Origin of the sequence: Blautia sp. LMAG:36 (assembly GCF_008680535.1) — a bacterium.
In the GTDB taxonomy this organism is placed as follows: Bacteria; Bacillota; Clostridia; order Lachnospirales; family Lachnospiraceae; genus Blautia_A; species Blautia_A fusiformis.
In genome coordinates this window covers 383,223-403,273 of sequence record NZ_NALB01000006.1, presented here as the reverse complement: position 1 = coordinate 403,273, position 20,051 = coordinate 383,223, and the positions used below count along the sequence as shown (strand labels likewise).

General features: G+C 45.8%; 18 protein-coding genes. 2 read left to right on the top strand and 16 right to left on the bottom strand.

Annotation, left to right across the window (positions count from 1 at the left end; translation table 11 throughout):
• Nucleotides 1-34 precede the first annotated feature (34 nt).
• From CCC17_RS09300 to CCC17_RS09270, 7 genes are all read right to left on the bottom strand, one after another.
• The gene (locus CCC17_RS09300; protein WP_015527413.1) at nucleotides 35-841 is read right to left on the bottom strand and encodes an ABC transporter permease; all 807 of its coding nucleotides are present in this window, start codon (nucleotides 839-841) and stop codon (nucleotides 35-37) included.
• 11 nt (nucleotides 842-852) lie between these two features.
• Nucleotides 853-1,410, bottom strand: a complete 558-nt coding sequence (gene rfbC / locus CCC17_RS09295) for a dTDP-4-dehydrorhamnose 3,5-epimerase (RefSeq protein ID WP_015527414.1) — start codon at nucleotides 1,408-1,410, stop codon at nucleotides 853-855.
• A gap of 27 nt (nucleotides 1,411-1,437) precedes the next feature.
• Nucleotides 1,438-2,754 carry a D-alanyl-D-alanine carboxypeptidase family protein gene (locus tag CCC17_RS09290; RefSeq protein WP_287082988.1) on the bottom strand — a complete coding sequence of 439 codons (1,317 nt, stop codon included), beginning with the start codon at nucleotides 2,752-2,754 and terminating at the stop codon, nucleotides 1,438-1,440.
• A gap of 18 nt (nucleotides 2,755-2,772) precedes the next feature.
• Nucleotides 2,773-3,903 (bottom strand): dTDP-4-amino-4,6-dideoxygalactose transaminase, encoded by a 1,131-nt coding sequence (gene rffA / locus CCC17_RS09285; RefSeq protein ID WP_015527415.1) that lies wholly within the window; start codon nucleotides 3,901-3,903, stop codon nucleotides 2,773-2,775.
• Nucleotides 3,904-3,991: 88 nt separating this feature from the next.
• Nucleotides 3,992-5,284: an ATP-grasp domain-containing protein gene (locus tag CCC17_RS09280; protein ID WP_022426963.1), complete on the bottom strand. Its 1,293-nt coding sequence runs from the start codon at nucleotides 5,282-5,284 to the stop codon at nucleotides 3,992-3,994.
• A complete protein-coding gene (locus CCC17_RS09275) occupies nucleotides 5,281-6,252 on the bottom strand; it encodes a hypothetical protein (protein ID WP_173758256.1) in 972 nt (323 codons plus the stop codon). The genes CCC17_RS09280 and CCC17_RS09275 overlap by 4 nt, the downstream gene beginning before the upstream one ends.
• Nucleotides 6,252-7,184, bottom strand: a complete 933-nt coding sequence (locus tag CCC17_RS09270) for a glycosyltransferase family 2 protein (protein WP_287082986.1) — start codon at nucleotides 7,182-7,184, stop codon at nucleotides 6,252-6,254. The genes CCC17_RS09275 and CCC17_RS09270 overlap by 1 nt, the downstream gene beginning before the upstream one ends.
• A gap of 168 nt (nucleotides 7,185-7,352) precedes the next feature.
• Between CCC17_RS09270 and CCC17_RS09265 the strand changes: the two genes are divergently transcribed.
• Together CCC17_RS09265 and CCC17_RS09260 are read left to right on the top strand one after the other, a co-directional pair.
• Nucleotides 7,353-7,703 (top strand): EamA family transporter, encoded by a 351-nt coding sequence (locus tag CCC17_RS09265; RefSeq protein WP_015527420.1) that lies wholly within the window; start codon nucleotides 7,353-7,355, stop codon nucleotides 7,701-7,703.
• Nucleotides 7,696-8,034: an EamA family transporter gene (locus tag CCC17_RS09260; protein ID WP_015527421.1), complete on the top strand. Its 339-nt coding sequence runs from the start codon at nucleotides 7,696-7,698 to the stop codon at nucleotides 8,032-8,034. Before CCC17_RS09265 ends, CCC17_RS09260 begins: the two co-directional genes overlap by 8 nt.
• A 44-nt stretch (nucleotides 8,035-8,078) precedes the next feature.
• Here the strand turns inward: CCC17_RS09260 and CCC17_RS09255 are convergent, their stop codons facing one another.
• The 9 genes from CCC17_RS09255 to recD2 all read right to left on the bottom strand — a co-directional run bounded on the left by CCC17_RS09255 (nucleotide 8,079) and on the right by recD2 (nucleotide 19,968).
• Nucleotides 8,079-9,626 (bottom strand): GH25 family lysozyme, encoded by a 1,548-nt coding sequence (locus tag CCC17_RS09255; protein ID WP_287082984.1) that lies wholly within the window; start codon nucleotides 9,624-9,626, stop codon nucleotides 8,079-8,081.
• A 171-nt stretch (nucleotides 9,627-9,797) separates the two neighbouring features.
• On the bottom strand, nucleotides 9,798-12,719 hold the full coding sequence (locus tag CCC17_RS09250) for a L,D-transpeptidase family protein (RefSeq protein WP_287082982.1): 2,922 nt from the start codon (nucleotides 12,717-12,719) through the stop codon (nucleotides 9,798-9,800).
• A gap of 52 nt (nucleotides 12,720-12,771) precedes the next feature.
• The gene (locus tag CCC17_RS09245; RefSeq protein ID WP_015527424.1) at nucleotides 12,772-13,035 is read right to left on the bottom strand and encodes an HPr family phosphocarrier protein; all 264 of its coding nucleotides are present in this window, start codon (nucleotides 13,033-13,035) and stop codon (nucleotides 12,772-12,774) included.
• 58 nt (nucleotides 13,036-13,093) lie between these two features.
• Complete coding sequence (locus tag CCC17_RS09240; protein ID WP_287082981.1) at nucleotides 13,094-14,395, bottom strand: CdaR family protein; 1,302 nt, start codon at nucleotides 14,393-14,395, stop codon at nucleotides 13,094-13,096.
• Nucleotides 14,376-15,260, bottom strand: coding sequence for a diadenylate cyclase CdaA (gene cdaA, locus CCC17_RS09235; protein ID WP_015527426.1), 885 nt, complete (start codon nucleotides 15,258-15,260; stop codon nucleotides 14,376-14,378). Before cdaA ends, CCC17_RS09240 begins: the two co-directional genes overlap by 20 nt.
• A gap of 42 nt (nucleotides 15,261-15,302) precedes the next feature.
• Nucleotides 15,303-16,412, bottom strand: a complete 1,110-nt coding sequence (locus tag CCC17_RS09230) for a hypothetical protein (RefSeq protein WP_287082980.1) — start codon at nucleotides 16,410-16,412, stop codon at nucleotides 15,303-15,305.
• On the bottom strand, nucleotides 16,409-16,843 hold the full coding sequence (locus CCC17_RS09225) for a hypothetical protein (protein WP_015527429.1): 435 nt from the start codon (nucleotides 16,841-16,843) through the stop codon (nucleotides 16,409-16,411). Before CCC17_RS09225 ends, CCC17_RS09230 begins: the two co-directional genes overlap by 4 nt.
• A 147-nt stretch (nucleotides 16,844-16,990) precedes the next feature.
• Complete coding sequence (locus tag CCC17_RS09220) at nucleotides 16,991-17,698, bottom strand: ComF family protein (protein ID WP_287082979.1); 708 nt, start codon at nucleotides 17,696-17,698, stop codon at nucleotides 16,991-16,993.
• The gene (gene recD2, locus CCC17_RS09215; protein WP_015527431.1) at nucleotides 17,695-19,968 is read right to left on the bottom strand and encodes an SF1B family DNA helicase RecD2; all 2,274 of its coding nucleotides are present in this window, start codon (nucleotides 19,966-19,968) and stop codon (nucleotides 17,695-17,697) included. Before recD2 ends, CCC17_RS09220 begins: the two co-directional genes overlap by 4 nt.
• Between the last annotated feature and the right edge of the window lie 83 nt (nucleotides 19,969-20,051).

Genomic DNA, 20,051 nt, shown 5'->3' with positions numbered 1-20,051 from the left:
CCGGATCAGGCGGATATCCGCCATCCGCATTCAATTAAAGCACATCTGCAAAATGCGGCTTCAGACGTTTGAATATCACAGATCCCAGTCCGAAAAGCAGGATCGTAACTACCCAGAAATAGATCGTCCATGAAGCATGGTTCCAGATCCCGATATGACCAAGCATGGAATCACGGTAGCCCGTAACTACATAGTACATCGGATTCAGCTTAAACAGCTTGATCAGCCATGGATGTGAAGAAAGCATATTGATATCCCACATGATCGGTGTAAGCCATACACCCACCTGAAGAAAAATACTGATGATCTGGGTCAGATCACGGAAAAAAATGACGATCGCACTTGTAGCATACACAAGTCCCAGTACAAAAAGGAAGGTGCAGACAGAGTAATAAATGATCTGCAGTGTATAAAGGCTTGGTGTATATCCGTAGCATGCACATAAGATCAGTGCAAAGGCCACAAAGAAAACATGCACGAAAAGTGCGGAGATGATCTTTACGATGGGAAGGATGCTGATCTTGAATACAACCTTCTTCACAAGATAATTGTATTCGATCAGGGCATTGGTTCCACCGTTTAATGCATCCTGGAAGAAAAACCACGGCACGATACCGGATACCAGATAGAGTACAAAAGGGTAATCCGATACTGTTCCGGCCTTCAGTCCTACGGAAAATACAAACCAGTAGACCAGGATCGTTACGATAGGCTGGATAAATGCCCAGACAATACCAAGATAGGATCCTGCATATTTTGTTTTGAAATCATTTTTTGCAAGGCTTAAAACCAGCTTTCGATTCTGGTACAGCTCCGCCGGCAAAGCTAATATTTTCTTCATTCTGCAATTCCTTATCGATTCTTATATTCCTCGAAGCTTCCCCACTTCTGGTCCTTGTCGGAGAAAATAAGCTCCATGCCTTCCGGGATCGGCCACTCAACGTTAATGTCCTTATCATTCCAGATCAGTCCGCCCTCATCGTTTGGATGATAGAAATCAGAGCACTTGTAAGTGAACTCTGCATTCTCGGAAAGTACCAGGAAGCCATGAGCAAATCCCTTCGGGATAAAGAACTGTTTCTTGTTTTCTGCGGAAAGGACTACACCGTACCATTTTCCAAAGGTCTTGGAGCCTTCACGAAGGTCAACCGCAACATCAAACACTTCTCCGTTTACCACACGTACCAGCTTATCCTGGGGATAGCTGATCTGGAAATGAAGTCCGCGGAGAACACCGTAACGGGAGCTGGACTGATTATCCTGAACGAATTCCACATCAATGCCTGCTTCCTTGAAATCGTTATAATTGTATGTTTCCATGAAATATCCTCTGGAATCACCAAATACAGTTGGCTCGATCACTTTTAATCCTTCAATATCTCCGCACTGTGTTACTTTTATTTTTCCCATTTTTTCTTTCTCCTTTTCTGTTTTGATTTATTTGTGATGTTTCTTTTCTTTTATTCTGAGAGCCGCAAGAAGGGCGATCAGGATCAGGATCATCGCTGCCATGATCATAAGAAGGATCTTACGCAGGACAGGAATGCTCTTTTTTTCGCTGGAGTCCTCTCCGGCTGTACTCTTCTCTGTTGTTTTGCTGTTATCTTCCTCTGCTGATTCTGTGGAAGCTTCCTCTTCGGAGCTGTCCGCTTCCTGGCTGTCCTCTGCCGCAGCGGTCGGTTCCGGTACCGGTGTATCAGTTGCCTGTGCAACACTTGCGGTACCGATCAGATAATCTCCGAAATAGTAACCGGTTTCTGTTTTCCCATTGGTATTCTCTGACTTCTCGGTAAGAGAATTCAGCTCCACCCCTTTTGGAAGGAATACATAGCCGCCATTTACTTCTGTTTTTGTGAAATTCTCAAATGCGTAATTGAACATAGCTGTACTGTCCATACAGGAATTAGAAAGCTCTGTTCCACGCATAGTCACTGCAATATATGTGGTATTATCTCTGGTCACTCCTGTGACAAGTGTATGCCCTGCCGCAACGGTAGTTCCGGTTTTTCCACCAATGCAGCCTTCATAGTAAAATCCGCTTTCCGGTGCAAACATAGGATGATGGGTATGCAGGATCCTCTGCTGGCTGTTCATATTTGTAGGCTGGATGATATAGTCCGGTGTGCCCACGACCGTACGGAATGTTTCATTTTTCAGGCCTTCTCGGAAGATCAGCGCCATATCCCGTGCTGAAGAATAATGATTATCATCCGGAAGTCCGCTGGAATTTGCAAAATGTGTATTGGTACATCCGATCTCACTGGCGCGCTGGTTCATCATATCGATAAATGCCTGCTCTGTCCCGCCGATATGCTCTGCGATCTGTGCCGCAACGTCATTGGCAGACTGGATGATCAGAGCATGAAGACAATCCTCCATAGTCAGGACTTCGCCCACCTTTGTGCCGATATTACTGGAATCTGCCGTAACATTACGCACCCCGGTCTCTGTAAAGGTCACCTTCTCATCCATGGTGGAGTTCTCCACTGCCACCAGCAAGGTCATGATCTTGGTAATGCTGGCCGGATATCTCTGTTCATCTCCGCCCTTGTTATAAAGAACAACTCCTGTGTCTGCATCCATCAGGATACCGGTATCTGAGGTAATATCCGGTCCTGCCGGCCATCCCTGGATCTGGTTGGTGCTGATATCATATTTCGCATTCAGATCCACTGCAGCCATGGTCTGTAACGGCAGCATCAACGCCACACTGACTGCTGCGAAAACTGCCAGTAATTTTTTTGTTTTTTTCATAGCTCTCCCCTTCTTCTGTTAAAACCCGTCAAAGGAAGCAATCGCATCCACAACTCTCTTCGCATCCTCCATATCCAGATTATAGAACATGGGCAGTCGCATAAGACGCTCGCTTTCTTTTGTAGTATAAACATCTTCTCCGGAAAATCTTCCGAATTTTTTTCCTGCCGGTGCGGAATGAAGGGGTACATAATGGAACACACTGCAGATATCCTTTTCGCGGAGATATTTCAGAAGCCTTGTGCGTACCTGGATATCATGTACCTTAATGTAGTACATATGTGCATTATGTGTGCATTCTTCCGGTACATAAGGCTGCTGGATCTTTCCTTCCTCCGCCAGAAACCTGAGGTTCTCATTGTAAAAATCATAGATCTGCATCCGCTTATCGCTGATCTTCTTATGCTGCTCCAGCTGGGCATAAAGATATGCCGCATTCAATTCGCTCGGAAGATAGGATGATCCATAATCCATCCAGCGGTATTTATCTACCTGACCACGGAAAAACTTACTGCGGTCCGTTCCTTTTTCTCTCAGGATCTCTGCCTTCTCCAGGTACTGATCCCCGTTGAACAGGATCGCACCGCCCTCTCCCATGGTATAGTTCTTAGTTTCATGGAAGCTGTAGCAGCCAAAATCTCCAATAGTACCAAGGGCTTTTCCCTTATAGTAGGCATCCACACCCTGGGCCGCGTCTTCCACTACCTTCAGATCATGTCTTCCGGCAATCTCCATGATCGTATCCATCTCGCAGGCTACTCCTGCATAATGGACCGGAACGATCGCGCGGGTCTTATCTGTGATCGCCTGTTCGATCAGCTTCTCGTCAATATTCATGGTATCCGGCCGGATATCCACAAATACGATCCTTGCACCGCGAAGCACAAATGCATCTGCCGTTGATACAAAAGTATAAGACGGCATGATCACCTCATCGCCAGGCTGGATATCTGCCAGAAAAGCAGCCATCTCCAGTGCATGGGTACAGGAGGTTGTCAGCATCACATGACCCACATGAAAGCGCTCTTCCATCCATGCAGAACATTTCTTCGTGTAGATCCCGTCGCCGCAGAGCATTCCCCGTTCTACTGCGTCACGGATGTACTCAAATTCCTTACCTGTAAACGCAGGTCTGTTAAAATCAATCATGTATTTCCTCTTTATTTCTTATTCTTCATGGTTTTTCTACATTAACTGCACATTCCATTTTCTCACACTCATGTTGTAAATTCAATGCCTATTTTTCTGCCGGTGCATAATCCGGGATCTGATTATGGTATGCCACCTCCTGGCCGTTGGGATCCAGAATATGCATTTCCTCATAAAACTCTTCTGTGAGAAGATCCATTTCCTTACGATTCTCTGTTTTTACATAATATAATGCCAGATACGGATTAGGACCATGCTCAATGACCTTCTCTCCTTCCTGATAAAAGATCCAGGGCTTTTCCACCTGTTCTTTCTCTCCCAGCCGGACTGCCGCAGACTGATCTTCGATGGTAAGAAGCCTTCCCTGAAAATAAATGACAGCTCCACAGCACTGTGGTTTATGAACATCGTGTTCTGCAAGCATTTTTTCCAGTTTATCCGGATCATAGAGAGATGCAAGAAGAAGCTCTTCCATATTAAAGCCATAGACCATATCGGTCAATTCATGCTCATATCCGAAAAATCGTGCGGCGATCTCGCAGACCTGGATACCTTCTCCCGGCTTCCAGAAAAACTGCATGGAAAGGGCTCCGTCTTTCTGACCGGTTCTGTCCGCATATGCCTGAAGAAGTTCTGTGGCAGGCTTTTCAACTTTTGACAATAATCTGGAAGGATACACATTTCTTGTGCTGATGGGGATCTCACCTTTGGCAACAAATGTCTTTTCACGGTCTGCAATACTGATCACATGGACTTTTCCATGCCGCACCCAGGTCATCATATTGAATTCATAGCCATCGTTATATTCTTCCACCAAAATCTCCGGCATATCAGAAAATCCTGCTGTTTTTTCTGCCCCGTTTATCAGCTCCTCCAGATCTTCGGATATATAGATCCCGCGGGAGCCGTATTTATCCAGTGGCTTGCTGACCACCGGATAACGAAGTCCCTCAAGCAGCTCTTGCAGCTGAGTTCTTTTGGACCTGTCTTTAAAATATGCGATCGGGATTTTTCGAAAGCCCGGAGTGGGAAGTCCCAGTTCAGTAAGCAGTGCTCTGGTCGCTGATTTATCACGATACCAGGGAAGCTGCTCCGGTTTCAGATAACAGGGGATTCCTGCCCGGTCCGCGATCTTTACCATACATTCCAGAAGAAGGTCGGAAAAGGATGTGATGATCCCATCGATCTCTTTTTCTCGGCAGAGACAGGCGATCCGTTCCGTATCTGTTACCGGGATCTGAAATGCCTCATCTGCAAATTTTCTTGCCGGACCATCCGGATATCCGTCGCAGACAATGGTGTAGTATCCTTTTTCGCGGGCCTTCTGCACCAGCTGCTCAAATTCTCCCAACGTTCCCAGTATCAGCAATCTGTGTTTCATGATTCCGTTTCCTCCCATTCTCTTATGGAATCCGCGATATACTGCATTTCTTCTGCCCCGTATCTCTGGTCACAGGGAAGCGGCAGCACATTGGCAGCCCAGTCATATTCCATGGTATCCCTGTCAAATTCTTCCAGGATATTACGCCAGTTTGTCGGCACAAAAATCTTCCGGCCTGCCAGCCAGCGTCGAAGCTCTAATCCGTTCTTATGATAATACGGATAGGCAAACGGTCCCTCCGGCACCTCCCCTGTAAAAGCATTCCTTGAAGGAAGAAGCTGCGACAGCAGACGGTAGTTCTGTTCTCTTCTTGTTTTGATACCGGAATAATCCATAGTCCTGAGGAGGTTTCCGGTCAGACGGGACATTCGGCGGATCTCCATCTCATGATAATTTGCTGCATTATCCAGCATTTTCTGATAGAAGGTTCCGGCATCATATTCATAACGTCCCAGAATATGCTCCATTCTTCCCATGGAATGGTCCAGAGGCTTCTTTTCCGGTTCCAGTTCCGCATCGGTAGACAGATATGCTCCGTCACTAACTCCGAGAAATTTTCTGCAGGAGTACAGAGTGTCCACACCCGGCAGCGGCTTCTGAAAAAACGCATGCGTATGATCCACAATGATATTTCCATAGATTTTTTTATATTTCCGGATCTTATCATCGGTAAGCTGGCCATAATAATTTACCAGATACAGATATTCTCCTTCCGGAAGCGTTCTCTCCTCAAGAACCGGATGCAACCCTTCATCCATATGATAAAATTCGATTTCTGCCCCGGACCTCTCACAGGCACCGGTTACGGAATCGCAGAGAAAAAATGGCAGGTAGATTTTTTTGCACCTGCGTGCTTCCATCAGCCACAAAAGCGCTGTTCTTCCGAGATTCACGCCGCAGAGATCCGGATAGTATTCCTGTCCCGCCGGTTCTTCCAGTTCCAGATAGCCGCCGATCTCTTTTTTCATCAGTCTGTCTCCTCCTGACGGATCACATAGTGCGGCATCTTTTTGGCCTCATTGAGAATATTCATGAGATAAATACCGATGATCCCGATCGAAAGCAATGTCAGTCCGAAAAATGCCAGCATCACAAGCATCAGAGATGTCCAGCCTTCCACTGAGATCCCGCACAGAAAATATCTCACCAGATAATAGATTCCCAGTAAAAAGCTTACCAGAAAACTGGCAATGCCGATGTTTCGCACCATAAGCAACGGAAATGCCGTATGGGCAGTAATATCATAGATGAGATCCTTCACAAGGCGGCGAAAAGAATATCCGCTCTTTCCATATGCACGTGCTGCATGCTGCACCGGAACATTGATGATACGGTTGGAGCTTAAAACCAGAAGATTTCCAATCTGCGGAAGATATGTATTGGTCTTCAGCATGGCTTCCACCAGAAAACGGCGGATCAGTCGATAACTGGTGATCTGAAGGTTCGGATCCTTGCCGAGCATTTTGGAAGTTGCCCATACAGACAGCTTTGTGCCCAGCTTCCGGATCAGATTATGCTTACGTCCTTCATAGCTTGCAATGATCACATCCACATCGTCACGTTCCTTCATTACATTGATCATTTTGGGGAGCTCCTCAGGCTGATGCTGAAGGTCATCATCCATAGTTACGATGAACTGTCCCTTTGCGTGGGCAAATCCGCACAGAAGCGCAGGATGCTGTCCAAAATTCCTTGCCATCTGGATGATCTTGACACGGGGATCTTTTTCCCGGAGTTCTTGCATAACCGCAAAAGACCGGTCCCTGGACCCGTCATCTACAAGGATCAGTTCAAATTCTTCTTTTATCGTTTCCCGGAATACTTTTTCCAGACGGGTGTACAGTTCCTGCAGCGTATGTTCTGAATTGTATACAGGAACAACCACTGAATATAAACACATATCGTTTTTCCTCTCTTTTGTATCAATTGACACTTATCGTTTAATCTTATCATTTTCATTTCCTGTTGTAAACCATTACATTGTTCAAACATTTTCTTGCATAAACCTGCCGGATGATATATATTGATTATCAGTCTATGATAATCGCATTTATGATATGGAGGAAACATGACAAAAATCAAAGATTATATTCAGCTTCATCTGAATATCCTGCTGTTTTCTCTTACCAGCGTTTTTTCCAAGCTTGCATCGGTTTATTATAATAAAGAAGGGCTTCATAGTCCTCTTCTCTATGTATTTCTTTTTCTTATGATCGCAAACTGTGGAATCTACGCCATTGCATGGCAGCAGGTGATCAAAAAATTTTCCCTTTCCACGGCCTACGCCAACAAAAGCGTCTATCTTCTGTGGTCCCAGGTATGGGCTGTGATCATTTTTCACGAAAATCTTTCGCTTCAGAACATCATCGGCATCCTGATCGTTCTGATCGGAGTCTGGATGGTGCAGAGATATGAATAGAACATTTATGCTGATCATGCTGGCCGGAACCTTTTTTTCGGCAATTTCCCAGGTACTTCTGAAGCAGAGTGCCAATATGGAATACAAAAATCCCCTCCGGGAATATCTGAACTGGCGGGTGATCCTGGCCTATGGTATCTTTTTTGGAGTGTTGCTCCTGAATACCTGGTGCTACACCAAAGTGGATATGAAATTCGGACCGGTGATCGATACTGCCGCCTATGTTTTTGTCCTGCTGTTTTCCTGGCGGATCCTGAAAGAAAAGATTTCCCGCGGAAAGATCATCGGAAATCTGATCATCATCCTGGGAATCCTTGTTTATACCTTATGATCATAAAAATGCCGGCAGCTTTATGTTCGCTGCCGGCATTTTTTTTATTTTTTCTTATTTGCTGCGGATACAGTTGTGTATACACCATCTTCATCGAATGTATAGCTCTTTCCGTTTTTCTCAATAGTACAGTTTTTGTACATGATTCCTGTTTCCGGATCAAAATAATATCTCTTTCCGTCCAGTTTGAGCCAGCCTCTCTGCATCTTTCCATTGGAGCCAAAATAATAGGTATGGCTTTCATTGTTTCCGCTCCATGTATAGAATACCTTTTTGACCATAACGCCGTCACCGCAAAAATAATATACATCATCCCTGCTGTTCATGTACCGCACATGTCTCATCATGTATCCGTATTTGGCCTGAAAATAATAATAGTTCTTTCCAACCTTTTTCATGCCCTTTAATGCATGTCCGTTTTTGTCAAAATAATATTTTTTCTCCTTATAGGTGATCCAGGTATTTTTCACAAGGACTCCATTTTTGTCTACATATCTGGAAATATTCTTGGAATCCCTGATCAGCTTTGAACGGCACATTCCTGCGGTCTTATGGATATAATATTTCTTATTTTTCACCTGAACCCAGCCGTATTTTTTGACACCATTGACATAATAAAATTTCTTTCCGTTCTCTGTTGCCCAGCCGGTTTTTCCTTTATAGTTACTGGTATCCGGTCTGGTGGACGCTTTGTATCCGGTCTGTGCATGCCATCTGGGTGTGATGATCTTGGTATAATCAACATAACCGAAGTCAATATCTACAGTAGAATAAGACGGGATTCCCGCAACCAGACCCTTGGTGGTATTCAGATATCCGCCACCGTCACCATCGGTGGACTGCCAGATGGTATATTTGTACTTTGTCTTGTCAGGAGCCGGGATCGTATCACCATAACGTGCAAGCCATACATCATAACCTGTCATCTTGCTCCAGTCAAGCTTGTTGTCATACCAGTCTGTATTGCAGTAGATCATTGGATGATATCCGGCTTTTTTTACCTCATTGCAGAAGGTCTTTGCCAGATCTGCGATCTGTGATGCGGAAAGATTGCGCATCTGATCATATTCAATGTCATAAACCACCGGATAGGATACTTTATATCCATCCATTTTACGGATGGCAAGCTGCGCTTCCTTCAGTGCCTGCTGTGTGTTCAGCGCAAGGCTGTACACATAGGTTCCTGTCGGAACTCCTGCCTTCTCTGCCTGTTTCATGTTGTAATCATATGTCTTATCCAGATGGTTCAGACCATAGGAGATCCTGACAAAGGCAAAATCTACATTAGATTTTTTGACCTGGCTCCAGTTGATGGTATCCTGCCACTCAGAAACATCGATTCCACGTGTGACAGCACCTTCCAGCTTCTGACCGCTTCCGTTATAGCAGACACCGTTGATCTTCTTCCAGGCCTTTGAACTTACCCTGGAATCCTGTGTTGCCTTCCCGCTGGGGACCTTTTCTTCCTCAGCAACTGCCTCGCTTCGGTCTACGCCTCCGCCGCCCATGGCCATCGCTGTAGTTCCCATTGTTCCGATTCCCAGCAGTGCTGCCATACAGCCTGCCACCAGCCATTTCTTCCAGTTTTTCATTTTAGTTTCCTTCCATAAAGTATGTTGTTAATTTGTGCATAACTTTTATTATACATATGAAAAAATGGAAAGTAAAGCCATATATGGAAAAAGACCGATGTCAGCTTCATACAGCTGAACATCGGTCTTCAGTTATTCTATATATTTCTTTCTGGTACTGTTCGGTAAAGATCACGGAACTTCCGGGTCTGTAGGATCAAAGTTTCCGGCTCCACGGAAGGTTGCCAGCGGTCTGCGGCCTAACGGTCCCTTGAAGGATTCATTGTTAACGTAATTTCCGCTGCTGTAAATGTGGATCGTAGAACCGTTACAGTTCTCAAATACCCACTTCGCATCAGCCACACAGGTACGGATACATCCGTGAGATGCAGGCTGACCAAGCTTCAGGTACTCGCCTGCCGGAAGATTATAAACACTCCTGGTCGATCCGGCTACGGAATGGATAAAGATTCCTCCCTGTCCGCATCCGTCAACATGTGTTCCATACTGTCCCCAGGACGGTCCCATCAGTGGCTGCCATCTCAGACTGCGGGTCAGTCTGTATGTACCATCCCATGTAGGTGTTCCGGAGAGACCTACAGAAACACGGATTGTCTTAACCGGAATGGTCTTGCTGCTATTTGTGTATACAGTCATAACACCGTTGGTCTTATCAACCTCCAGGTAATATGGTCCTCCGTAAATATTTGAAACATCATTGCGGCGGTAACCGTTCTTATCAAAGTAATACAGTTTTCCATCGATCCATCTGCTTGTATTGGTCAGATACTTGGAACCGCTGTCCGGATCGATATATTTGACCTGATCATAGTAATCGCTGACGATCACCCAGCCGGTGGAAAAACGTCCCTGGCTGTCCAGATAACCATTTACGGAACCACGCTTCATGGATTTATTTGTCACAACGGTATAGTTCTGCAGATAGTACCAGTATTTACCTACCTTCTGCCAGCCTGACTTTTTCAGAACACCGTTGCCGCCTGCATAATACCACTTATTCTGGTAACGGATCAATGTACTCTTGTACATCCAGCCTCTGTGCGCATTGGCATCTGATGTTGCAAAGAAATAGTATTTTTTGCCGATCTTTGTTTTTCCTGTTGCAAGCTGTCCTGTGCTATTAAAGTAATAGCTCTTTTTTGAGGACTTGTTTGTTATCATCTGGCTCTTATAGTGGTTTCCGTTTTTGTCAAAGTAAAACCATCCGAAGAACTGGCCTTTTGCGTCGGTCACCTTCTGCCAGCCATATTTTTCAACAACTTTTCCTGCTGTGCTTCCGAAATAATAAATCTTGTTGGATGCACCCGGGCAGCCATGCCAGCAGTTCTTCCAGGAAACTCTCTGGCCATTGCCTCCGAAATAATATCTGCTGCCTTTATACTTCACAAGTTTTTTTGTAATGATGCGGCCCTTGCTGTCTGAAACATAATATGCGTTATTCTGCGCCTTCGCCATTGTATTCGTCATAACATAGCCGCTGGCATTCAGCATATATCGATATTTCTTGGACATTACAGGTGATACATAAACTCCATGTTTCATGATCTGTCCACGTGTGGCAGCCTTCGGACTACAATAGATAAAACGTTTCTGATTTTTGCTGTTTAAAACATATGTCCATCCGCCATAAAAAAGCTTTCCTGGAATCTCTCCTGCCTTTGATGCCGGCTGGAAGTAATACTGATATGTTGTGGAACCGGTTGTCAGCTTCAGGATTCCTGTTCGCGGTTTTCCGTTACGCATCAGTGTATAATAAGCATTTCCGATCTTCTTGATCTTGCCTACAAGGTTCTGAGCCTCTATGGATTTGTAATCACCCTGGGAATTATAATAGCGGAAAACAGTTCCTGTCCATAACCAGTAATTTCTCTTCTGCTGGCCAAGATTGGATGTCCACGGTGTGATTGCTTTTCCGGTGGAATCCGAATACAGGGAAGCTTTGGAGTTTTCGAGGAAATACCATTCTGTCTTCTGTGTTCCGGTATAACCTGCTGCACCTGGCTCACGGGTCATACGGCCGGTTACCAGATATCCGTCTTCATTAAAAAGATAATATCCCACATGTCCGTTGGTATTGATCTTAAGAAGACCATCTTGCGCAGTAAAATAATTATCTTCGATGGAACCTGTTTCTGATACCTGAGAAGCGTTCCCTTCATCCTGGGCAAGAGTCTCTGCGTTATCTACGCTCTCTGATGTTTCGACTGCCGTCTCTGTTTCTGCGGGTGCTGTCTCTTCGGATGTCTCCTCTGCAGACACTACATCTGCGGATGCTGTCTCTGCAGAAGCTTCTGCTGCGGATACTTCCTCTGCAGAAACTTCTTCTGCTGCAGTCTCCTGCTCTCCTTCTGCTGACTCATTCTGGAGTACCTGAGCCTGCTCACTCTCTGCTGCACCTTCCGGAAGCTCTTCAGTCTGCTGTACCTCCTGTGCTGCTGCAGCTGTTTCATCAACTGTTGTTTTCTGCTCTTCTTCGCTGCTTTCTGCAGGATCCTCAGAAGCTTTTCCCTCCGGAGCTGCAGATGCAGCAACCTTCTTTTTGCGGAGTCTGTAAAAACCGTTTGCAGAAACCCAGTCACTTGTCTTGGCAACGACTACACCGTTTACCAGTGATGCTCCGGTAGCAGAAGTTTCCTCTGCCTTGTTGTTCTCTACTTTGTTCTGTACTGCGGTATCTGCTGACGGTGCATCCAGTTCCTGTGCATCACCTGCACTGAAATCATCGCCCGAATCTGTACTGTCTTCTGTTGTCGCATCCGGTGCTTCTGTAGCCTCCGGTGCTTCTGTAGTTTCCGGTGTCTCTGTAATCTCCGGTGTTTCTATAACATCCGGTGTCTCTGCGGAGTTCTCCGGTGTAACAGGTGTTTCTTCTGAACTGTCTGTACTGTCAGTACTACCTGTCTGATCCGCTTCCGTCTCCGGCTGCTGTACAGTCGTTCCCTCTTCATCACTGAATACATCCTCAGCCGGATCGCCGGCTGTCTCTGCTGCCATCTGCACGTCTGTACTTCCCAAAGCCGCAGCGCCGGCTTCCAGAGTTCCGCCCATGCATAATGTCAGACTGAGAAAAATTGCCACAACTCTTCTCTTCACAATAATCCCTCCTGATCATGCTGCTGTAAATAATTATTGTATCTGTTACGTATCATTCGCCCAGTCCGCCTTCGATAAGAGCCACAAGCGCATCTATCGCAGCCTGTTCATCCTCACCCTCGCAGACCAGTGTGATCTCATCCCCGCTTTTAACACAGGCACCCAGAACACTCAGAACACTTTTGGCATTCGCTGTACCTCCGGCATACTGAAATGTTATGGACGATTTGTATTTTATTGCCTCGCCGCACAAAAGCCCTGCGGGACGAAGATGAAGCCCTGACGGGTTCCTGACCGTTACCTTATAACTTAACATTGCTGCTGTCTCCCTTTATATTACTTATCCTTCAAGCCTTGTCTAAAGCTGTGATTACTTACTGACTGCTGCTGTCTACATTGGAAACCTTGGAGATTTTGATCTCGGCGGTTACATCCTCCAGCAGCTTGTAGCCTTCCGGAAGGCTGATTTTGATCGGTACTTCGTAGCTGCCCTCCTCCCAGTCATCCATGGAAAGTGCTGCTCCTACCGACTTCAGATCAAATTGGGAAAGATCTCCGTCTTCCGCCTGCACCTTCAGTTCAATATCCGCAACTTCAAACGCCAGCTGCAGATCATCAGGCAGACCCTTTACTTTGATATCCTCTGTCGGGAAGCTGTATATCTTACTGCCCTCCGGCAGGATATTGACTGTGATCCAGAGGTCCGTACTGGATCCAGATGTCAGCTTAAGGCCATCCGGAAGAAGTTCTGACAGGTTTACTTTCTTTTCCACGTCATTGCTCTTTCCTGAAATATCCACATTCTCATTATCAAGATAAATAGTATTTCCCTGAAGTTTCAGATTGTTCAGTGCTTCCTCACTTCCGGCTACGCTGAAAGTCTCCGGTACTGTTGTGACACTATCCACAACATAGCCTTCTGCTGGTTCCCCTGTATATCCCGCACTGATCCGTATATCAGAACGCACCTTCCAGAGCTTTGCCGTAACATTGACTTTTCCATTGTTATCAAATTTCAGATAGCTCATGGAATTTGATGAAAGAGTGTCCTGATTCTTATCTGTGATAGTCAGTTCTGCGTCCGTGATCATCGTATCCTGATCGATCCCGTCAAGTTTTGAACTTACATCCACACTCACACTATCTATTTTACCAACCAGAGATTCCGGTCCTGTAATACGGACTTTTTCCGGATTCGCGGTGAGCGAAGCAATCTCCAGCCCCTGTGCCGGCTTGCTGTCATCACTGGTAACATTGATCGCAAATTCTTTGGTCACCTTTTTTTCCAGATGGACACTCAGATTCTGCGGTGATACACTAATATTTTCCGGCAGTATCCCGGAGCAGGTCGCTGTAATGGGAATCATTACAGGGTCTGTATCGGTAGACTGAGCCTGCTGCAGGTCTGCAACTGCCTTAATATCACTTGAGGTGAGACGGTTGACTATCTTCCGCTCACCTGTAATATAAACACGTACTGAATTTTCACGATCATCCTGCATGACCATCTCGCCCAGCTGATCCACATAAGCTTCATTGATGATCTGCACATCTGAGATCACAAAGCCTTTCGTAATGATAGGGTCATCAACATTTACTACGATCAGCCACACCAGGATTCCCACAATGATCGACATGATTTTCAAAGGGATGTTCTTAGTCAGATTTTTCTTCATGTTTCACTCTCCCTTTCAGCAGATTTCTCAGCTTACCGTTGTCAACAACCTTTTTATTCTGAGCAGAAACAAGTACTTCACGAAGCTGCTTACTGTTAAGCCCTCTGGATAACTCACCGCCTCTGGCCACAGAAACCTGTCCTGTCTCTTCCGAAACAATGATCGTAAGAGAATCCGTAGCTTCGCTGATACCCACACCTGCTCTGTGTCTTGTTCCCAGCTGTTTACTCAGTTCCATATTATCTGAAAGAGGCAGATAGCAGGTTGCTGCTACTACGCGGTTCCCCCGCACGATCACCGCTCCGTCATGAAGAGGTGTATTATGCTCAAAAATATTGATCAGCAGCTGACTGGTAAGGATACCGTCAATATTGATACCGGTTCTCACATATTCGTCAAGCCGGATCTCTTCCTCGATCACGATCAGTGCTCCGGTCTTAACTTCACCCATATCAAAACAGGCCTTTACCAGTTCGTTGATAGTCTTGTCATTGAAACGCTCCTGCACTTCCCTGCCGGAATCAAAGGGAATAATGTTGGAAACAAACTTCTTCTGTCCCAGCTGCTCCAGCGCCTTCCTCAGCTCCGGCTGAAAGATTACGATCACACCGATCACCAGCACATTAGCCAGGTTCCGGAAGATCCAGAGGATCGTATTCATTTTGAAGATATATGCGACCAGGATAAATCCAAGGACGATCAAAATGCCCTTCAGAAGGGTATATGCACGTGTAAATTTGATCCATGCCATAAACTGATATACAAAAAAGGAAATCAGTCCGATCTCAATGATATCTATCACGCCAAATCCCGGAAGGGAAATCTTCCCCAGATATCCGGCCACAACTGTCAGCACATTCTGCATAAGTCTCCTCCTTTCTTCCTGAGCTATTCCAATCGTTCCTGTTTAAAGATCCTTCAGCGATTCCTCCAGCTGTTTTTCGAAATCGATCTTGTCCAATCCCTGCGGTTTCTCACTTACTGTATTTTCGGAAACCATATCCGGCATCTTTACTGTATGCATTTCGTTCTTCTCAGGAAATACATCATCACTGAAAGACACAACATTGTCTTCTTTTTTTTCTTCTTTTACCGGCTCCGCATTGATCTTTTTGATGCTTCTCTCAGAAGTGGCGACCGTTGCCTTCGGAACGGCTTTTACGTAGTAATAGTACTCATCATCCTCATATTCCAGACGTTCTGTTCTGCTGTAATCTCCGCCAAAAACAAAGAACTCCAGAACAAATCCTGCCAGTACGGAGATCACTGTGGACAGGATCATCGGCACCATGGCTACCGTAATACTAATGCAGAAATCTCCGGCAAGGATAACCAGGATATAGATCACGCCGCCGGCAATGACAGCGATCCTCCATGCATAATCAAACGCCCGTGTTCTCAGAAGGTTCACAAACAGGATCACTACCACAAACGCGATCACCGTGATCCACATTGCCCAGTTGTGGACAAGTCCGTCAGAGATCAGCTTCAGTTTTTCTGTGATCTCTGCGGCAGGATCACTGAGTGCCGCCGACTGTGCATGTACAAACCGTATAAAATAATAGATCACAACACCGCATCCGGCCGGAAGCGCTGACAATGCACTACCCAGCAGGCCTGCTCCGATCGGCATAAGTGCAGGAACACCAAATCCGAAGGAAAGTGGTGTAAGGATCATTGCAAGATTCTGTGACCCGCTGAATCTTAGGAACAGGATCAGCATAAACAGAATAAGAAGCAGCATAAATCCTGCCGTTTCGATCCCGACTGCATAACAGTGCCCGATCATCAACGCAAATCCCATAAACATCATCACGGAAACCGGAAGGATCGAACATACAAGCGCCAGGATCAGGACAACAAAAATATTATCCAGCTGTTTCATGTAGCCCATATTGCTGTTGATCCAGAGAAAATAGGCAAATGCCAGAACAAACTTCAGGACCGGCAGTATATATACTTCATATTGTCCGTAAAATCTTTTGATATTCTGTTTGATCTCAAGTAAAGCTGTCATTTTCTATGTCCTCCTGCATTTCTCCGGACCGGATTTCTTTTTTCCTCCCGCCCGTAGATTTTTTCCAGTCTTGTAAGATCCTGATAATATTCCCTGACACTTTTTTTTGCCCGGAAATATTTCACAGAATACTGGATGTAGGTCAGTATCGAATATACAACAAGCACGATCAGATAACCGACGATGATATAGATCCCAACCTCGACCAGATTAATCTTATTCACATTATCCATAAGATATTCGCTGAAATATGCGGCAACGCCTGCAAGTCCCAATATATATCCGATCGTTACCAGAAAAAAGTTTCTGATCAGTGCAAGTCCAATATAATCACTTCGATAATATCTGCTCACCGGAAGATACTTCCTGCCTTCTCCATGCTCATACATGGCCAGACGGTTCATGATCTTCACTTTTTCTTCATTTACCATAAAAATAACTCCTCATAAGCTTTCTTTATCAGGAAAATCCCCGATATATGATCTGCATTACGCTTTCCATACAGTTATACTGTTTAACTGCAATCAAATTTATTGTAGCATAGTTCCATACCTATGAAAAGTGTTTTTTCGGCTGTTTCATGCCCTTCCTGCGCATATTGTCAGAAAATAAACTTTCTCTGCACCGGCCTCAAGAAGACACATTGCCATGGCATCTGCCGTACTTCCTGTTGTGTATACATCATCCACCACAAGTACAGAAAAACCTGGGATCTTTTCGGTTACCTGATATGCATTTTTCAGGTTCTGACGCCTCTGTATGGCATTAAGTTTTTTCTGAGATCTTGTGCTTCGTATCTTCTTTACCAGATGCTCATTCCATGGGATCCCTGTAAGAACACTGAGCCTTTCTGCCAGATATGCTGCCTGGTTAAAACCTCTCATCCTTTTTTTTCTGGGATGCAGAGGAACGGGAACGATCAGATCAGGCTTCCACCGTTCCAGATATTTTTTTCCGAAGATGCTCATTGCCTTTGCATAAAAATCCCCATATTCCCGACATCCGTAATACTTAAATCGTACCAAAGACTGTCTCCAGACCTCTCCGTACCAGAAAATACTTCTGCCCTCCGTAAAATAATGGGCACCCTTGCGGCAGTCTTCACAGTATTCCTCTTCCATTTTTACCGGTCTTCCGCATTTCATACACCTGGGACCGGATATAGGCCTGACCTTTCCGGAACACTCCGGACAGATCAGCCGGTCTTTTTCTTTCAGTATCTGATGACACAGCGGGCATTTTTTCGGGTAAAGCATGTCCAGTAAAAAATCTGCTGTTTTTTTCAAGAAAGTCCTTTCTCCCCGATGGCGCTCTCCTTCTGTTCAGATTCATCCAGCTCCCGGATCCGTCTGTCCAGAGAGCTGTATCTCTGCTGCTGTTTTTCATTACGGATCATCTCCGCAAAAGTGGTCTCGCTGCCTACTACGGTAACACATTTTCTGGCTCTGGTCACTGCTGTATACAGAAGATTCCGATTCATCAGCATCCTTGGTCCGGAAAGGATCGGAAGGATCACTGCCGGATATTCTGAGCCCTGGGACTTATGTATGGTCACTGCATAGGCAAGTTCCAGTTCCTCAAGCTGTTTGAAGGAATATTCTGCCTGTCTGCCATCCTCAAATTCCACGGTGGCCGTTTCCGCAAATTCATTGATCTCCGTCATAATACCGGTATCTCCGTTAAACACGCCCACACCTTTATCCACAGGAATCTTGTATCGTCCAAGGATTTCCCACTCCAGCTGGTAATTGTTCTTCACCTGCATCACCTTATCCCCTTCACGGAAAAGACGCTGTCCGATCTCTTTCTCCTTTTTCTTTTCATCCGGCGGGTTCAGATATCTCTGAAGGATCTGGTTCAGCCGCTCCACACCTAAAAGTCCCTTACGCATAGGCGTGAGCACCTGGATCTCATAGGGCTTTGCATCTACATAACGCGGAAGCTTCTCCTGGATCAGTGCGATCACCACACGGATAATGATGTCCGCATCATATCTTTTCAGAAAAAAGAAATCCCGGCTCTTGTTATTGATGGTCACCTGCTCGCCCCGGTTGATCTTATGTGCATTCACCACAATATCACTTTCAGATGCCTGGCGGAAAATCTTTTTCAACTCTACTACCGGAAAACAGCCGCTGCGGATAATATCCCTCAGAACATTTCCCGGGCCTACACTGGGAAGCTGATTTTCATCACCTACCAGGATCAATCTGGTCCCTGCTGTCACTGCAAGAAGCAATGAATGCATCAGTGCGATATCTACCATGGACATCTCATCAATGATGATCACATCCGCTTCCAGCGGATTCTCCGAATTCCTGTCAAAATGAACTGCACGGCCTTCCTGCTCTTCCTCCGGCATTCCATTCAGCTCCAGAAGTCTGTGGATCGTCTGAGCCTCGTATCCGGTAGCCTCTGTCATTCGCTTGGCTGCACGGCCGGTGGGAGCTGCAAGCCGCAGCTCAGCGCCTTCCTCTTCAAAATAACGGATAATCGCATTGATCGTTGTAGTCTTTCCGGTTCCCGGCCCGCCGGTCAGAATGAACAGACCATGACTGGCAGCTGCCGCCACTGCCTGTTTCTGCATTTCATCTAACCGGGTTCCTGTCTCCTTTTCGATCCTGTTGATCCGTTTCTCCATCATCTCCTCATCTTCCGGGCAGAGGATGTTCAGCTCACAGAGCATTCTGGCTGAATTCAGCTCAAGATAATAATATCGTGTGGGATAGACAACTGCACCGTCTTCTGTTTCTTTCAGGATCAGTTTCCGGTCTACTACCATATCCATGAGATGTTTTTCCATGTAGGAGGAATCTACTCCCAAAAGTCCGGATGCCCTGGAAAAAAGTTCCTCCTTCGGGAGATAGATATGGCCTTCTCCTGAAGCCTGTAGGAGAGTATACAACATTCCGCTTCTTATCCTGTAATCTGAATCTGTATGGATCCCGATCCGGGAAGCGATCTCATCTGCGATACGGAATCCCACACCACTGATATCCTCTGCAAGGCGATACGGATTCTCCTGCAGGACTCCATATACAGTCTGCCCATATTTCTGATAGATCTTTGCGCCGAGATTCAGTGATATCCCGTATTTCTGGAGAAAGATCATAGCGCGGCGCATATCTGCTTTCTCCGTCATCTGTTCTGCGATCTCCATGGCCTTTTTTTCGCTGATTCCCTTGATCTCAGCCAGCCGCTCCGGCTCTTCCTCTACAATACGCATAGTATCATCACCGAAACGACGTACGATCCTGGCTGCCAGTGCCGCTCCGATCCCCTTGATCGCACCGGAACCCAGATAACGCTCCATGGCCAGTGCATCCTCCGGCATTTTTTCTACGTAGGAGGCTATCTGAAACTGCTTGCCATACACCGGATGTGTTGTATAATTTCCGGAAGCTTCAATGGCAGCCCCCTGGGTGATCGCAGGAAATGTCCCCACACAGGTCAGTTCCCGTTCCTCTTCCATCCCTTTCAGTACCATGACCGTATATCCATTATCTTCATTTCGGAAGATCACATGATCTATATATCCTGTAACTGTCTCACTCATTTTTTTCTCCATCTGTAAACCTCTGATAACAGCAAAAGGCACTGCAGCTGCAGCGCCTTATCTGTATGAGTTTCCTGCGGCAG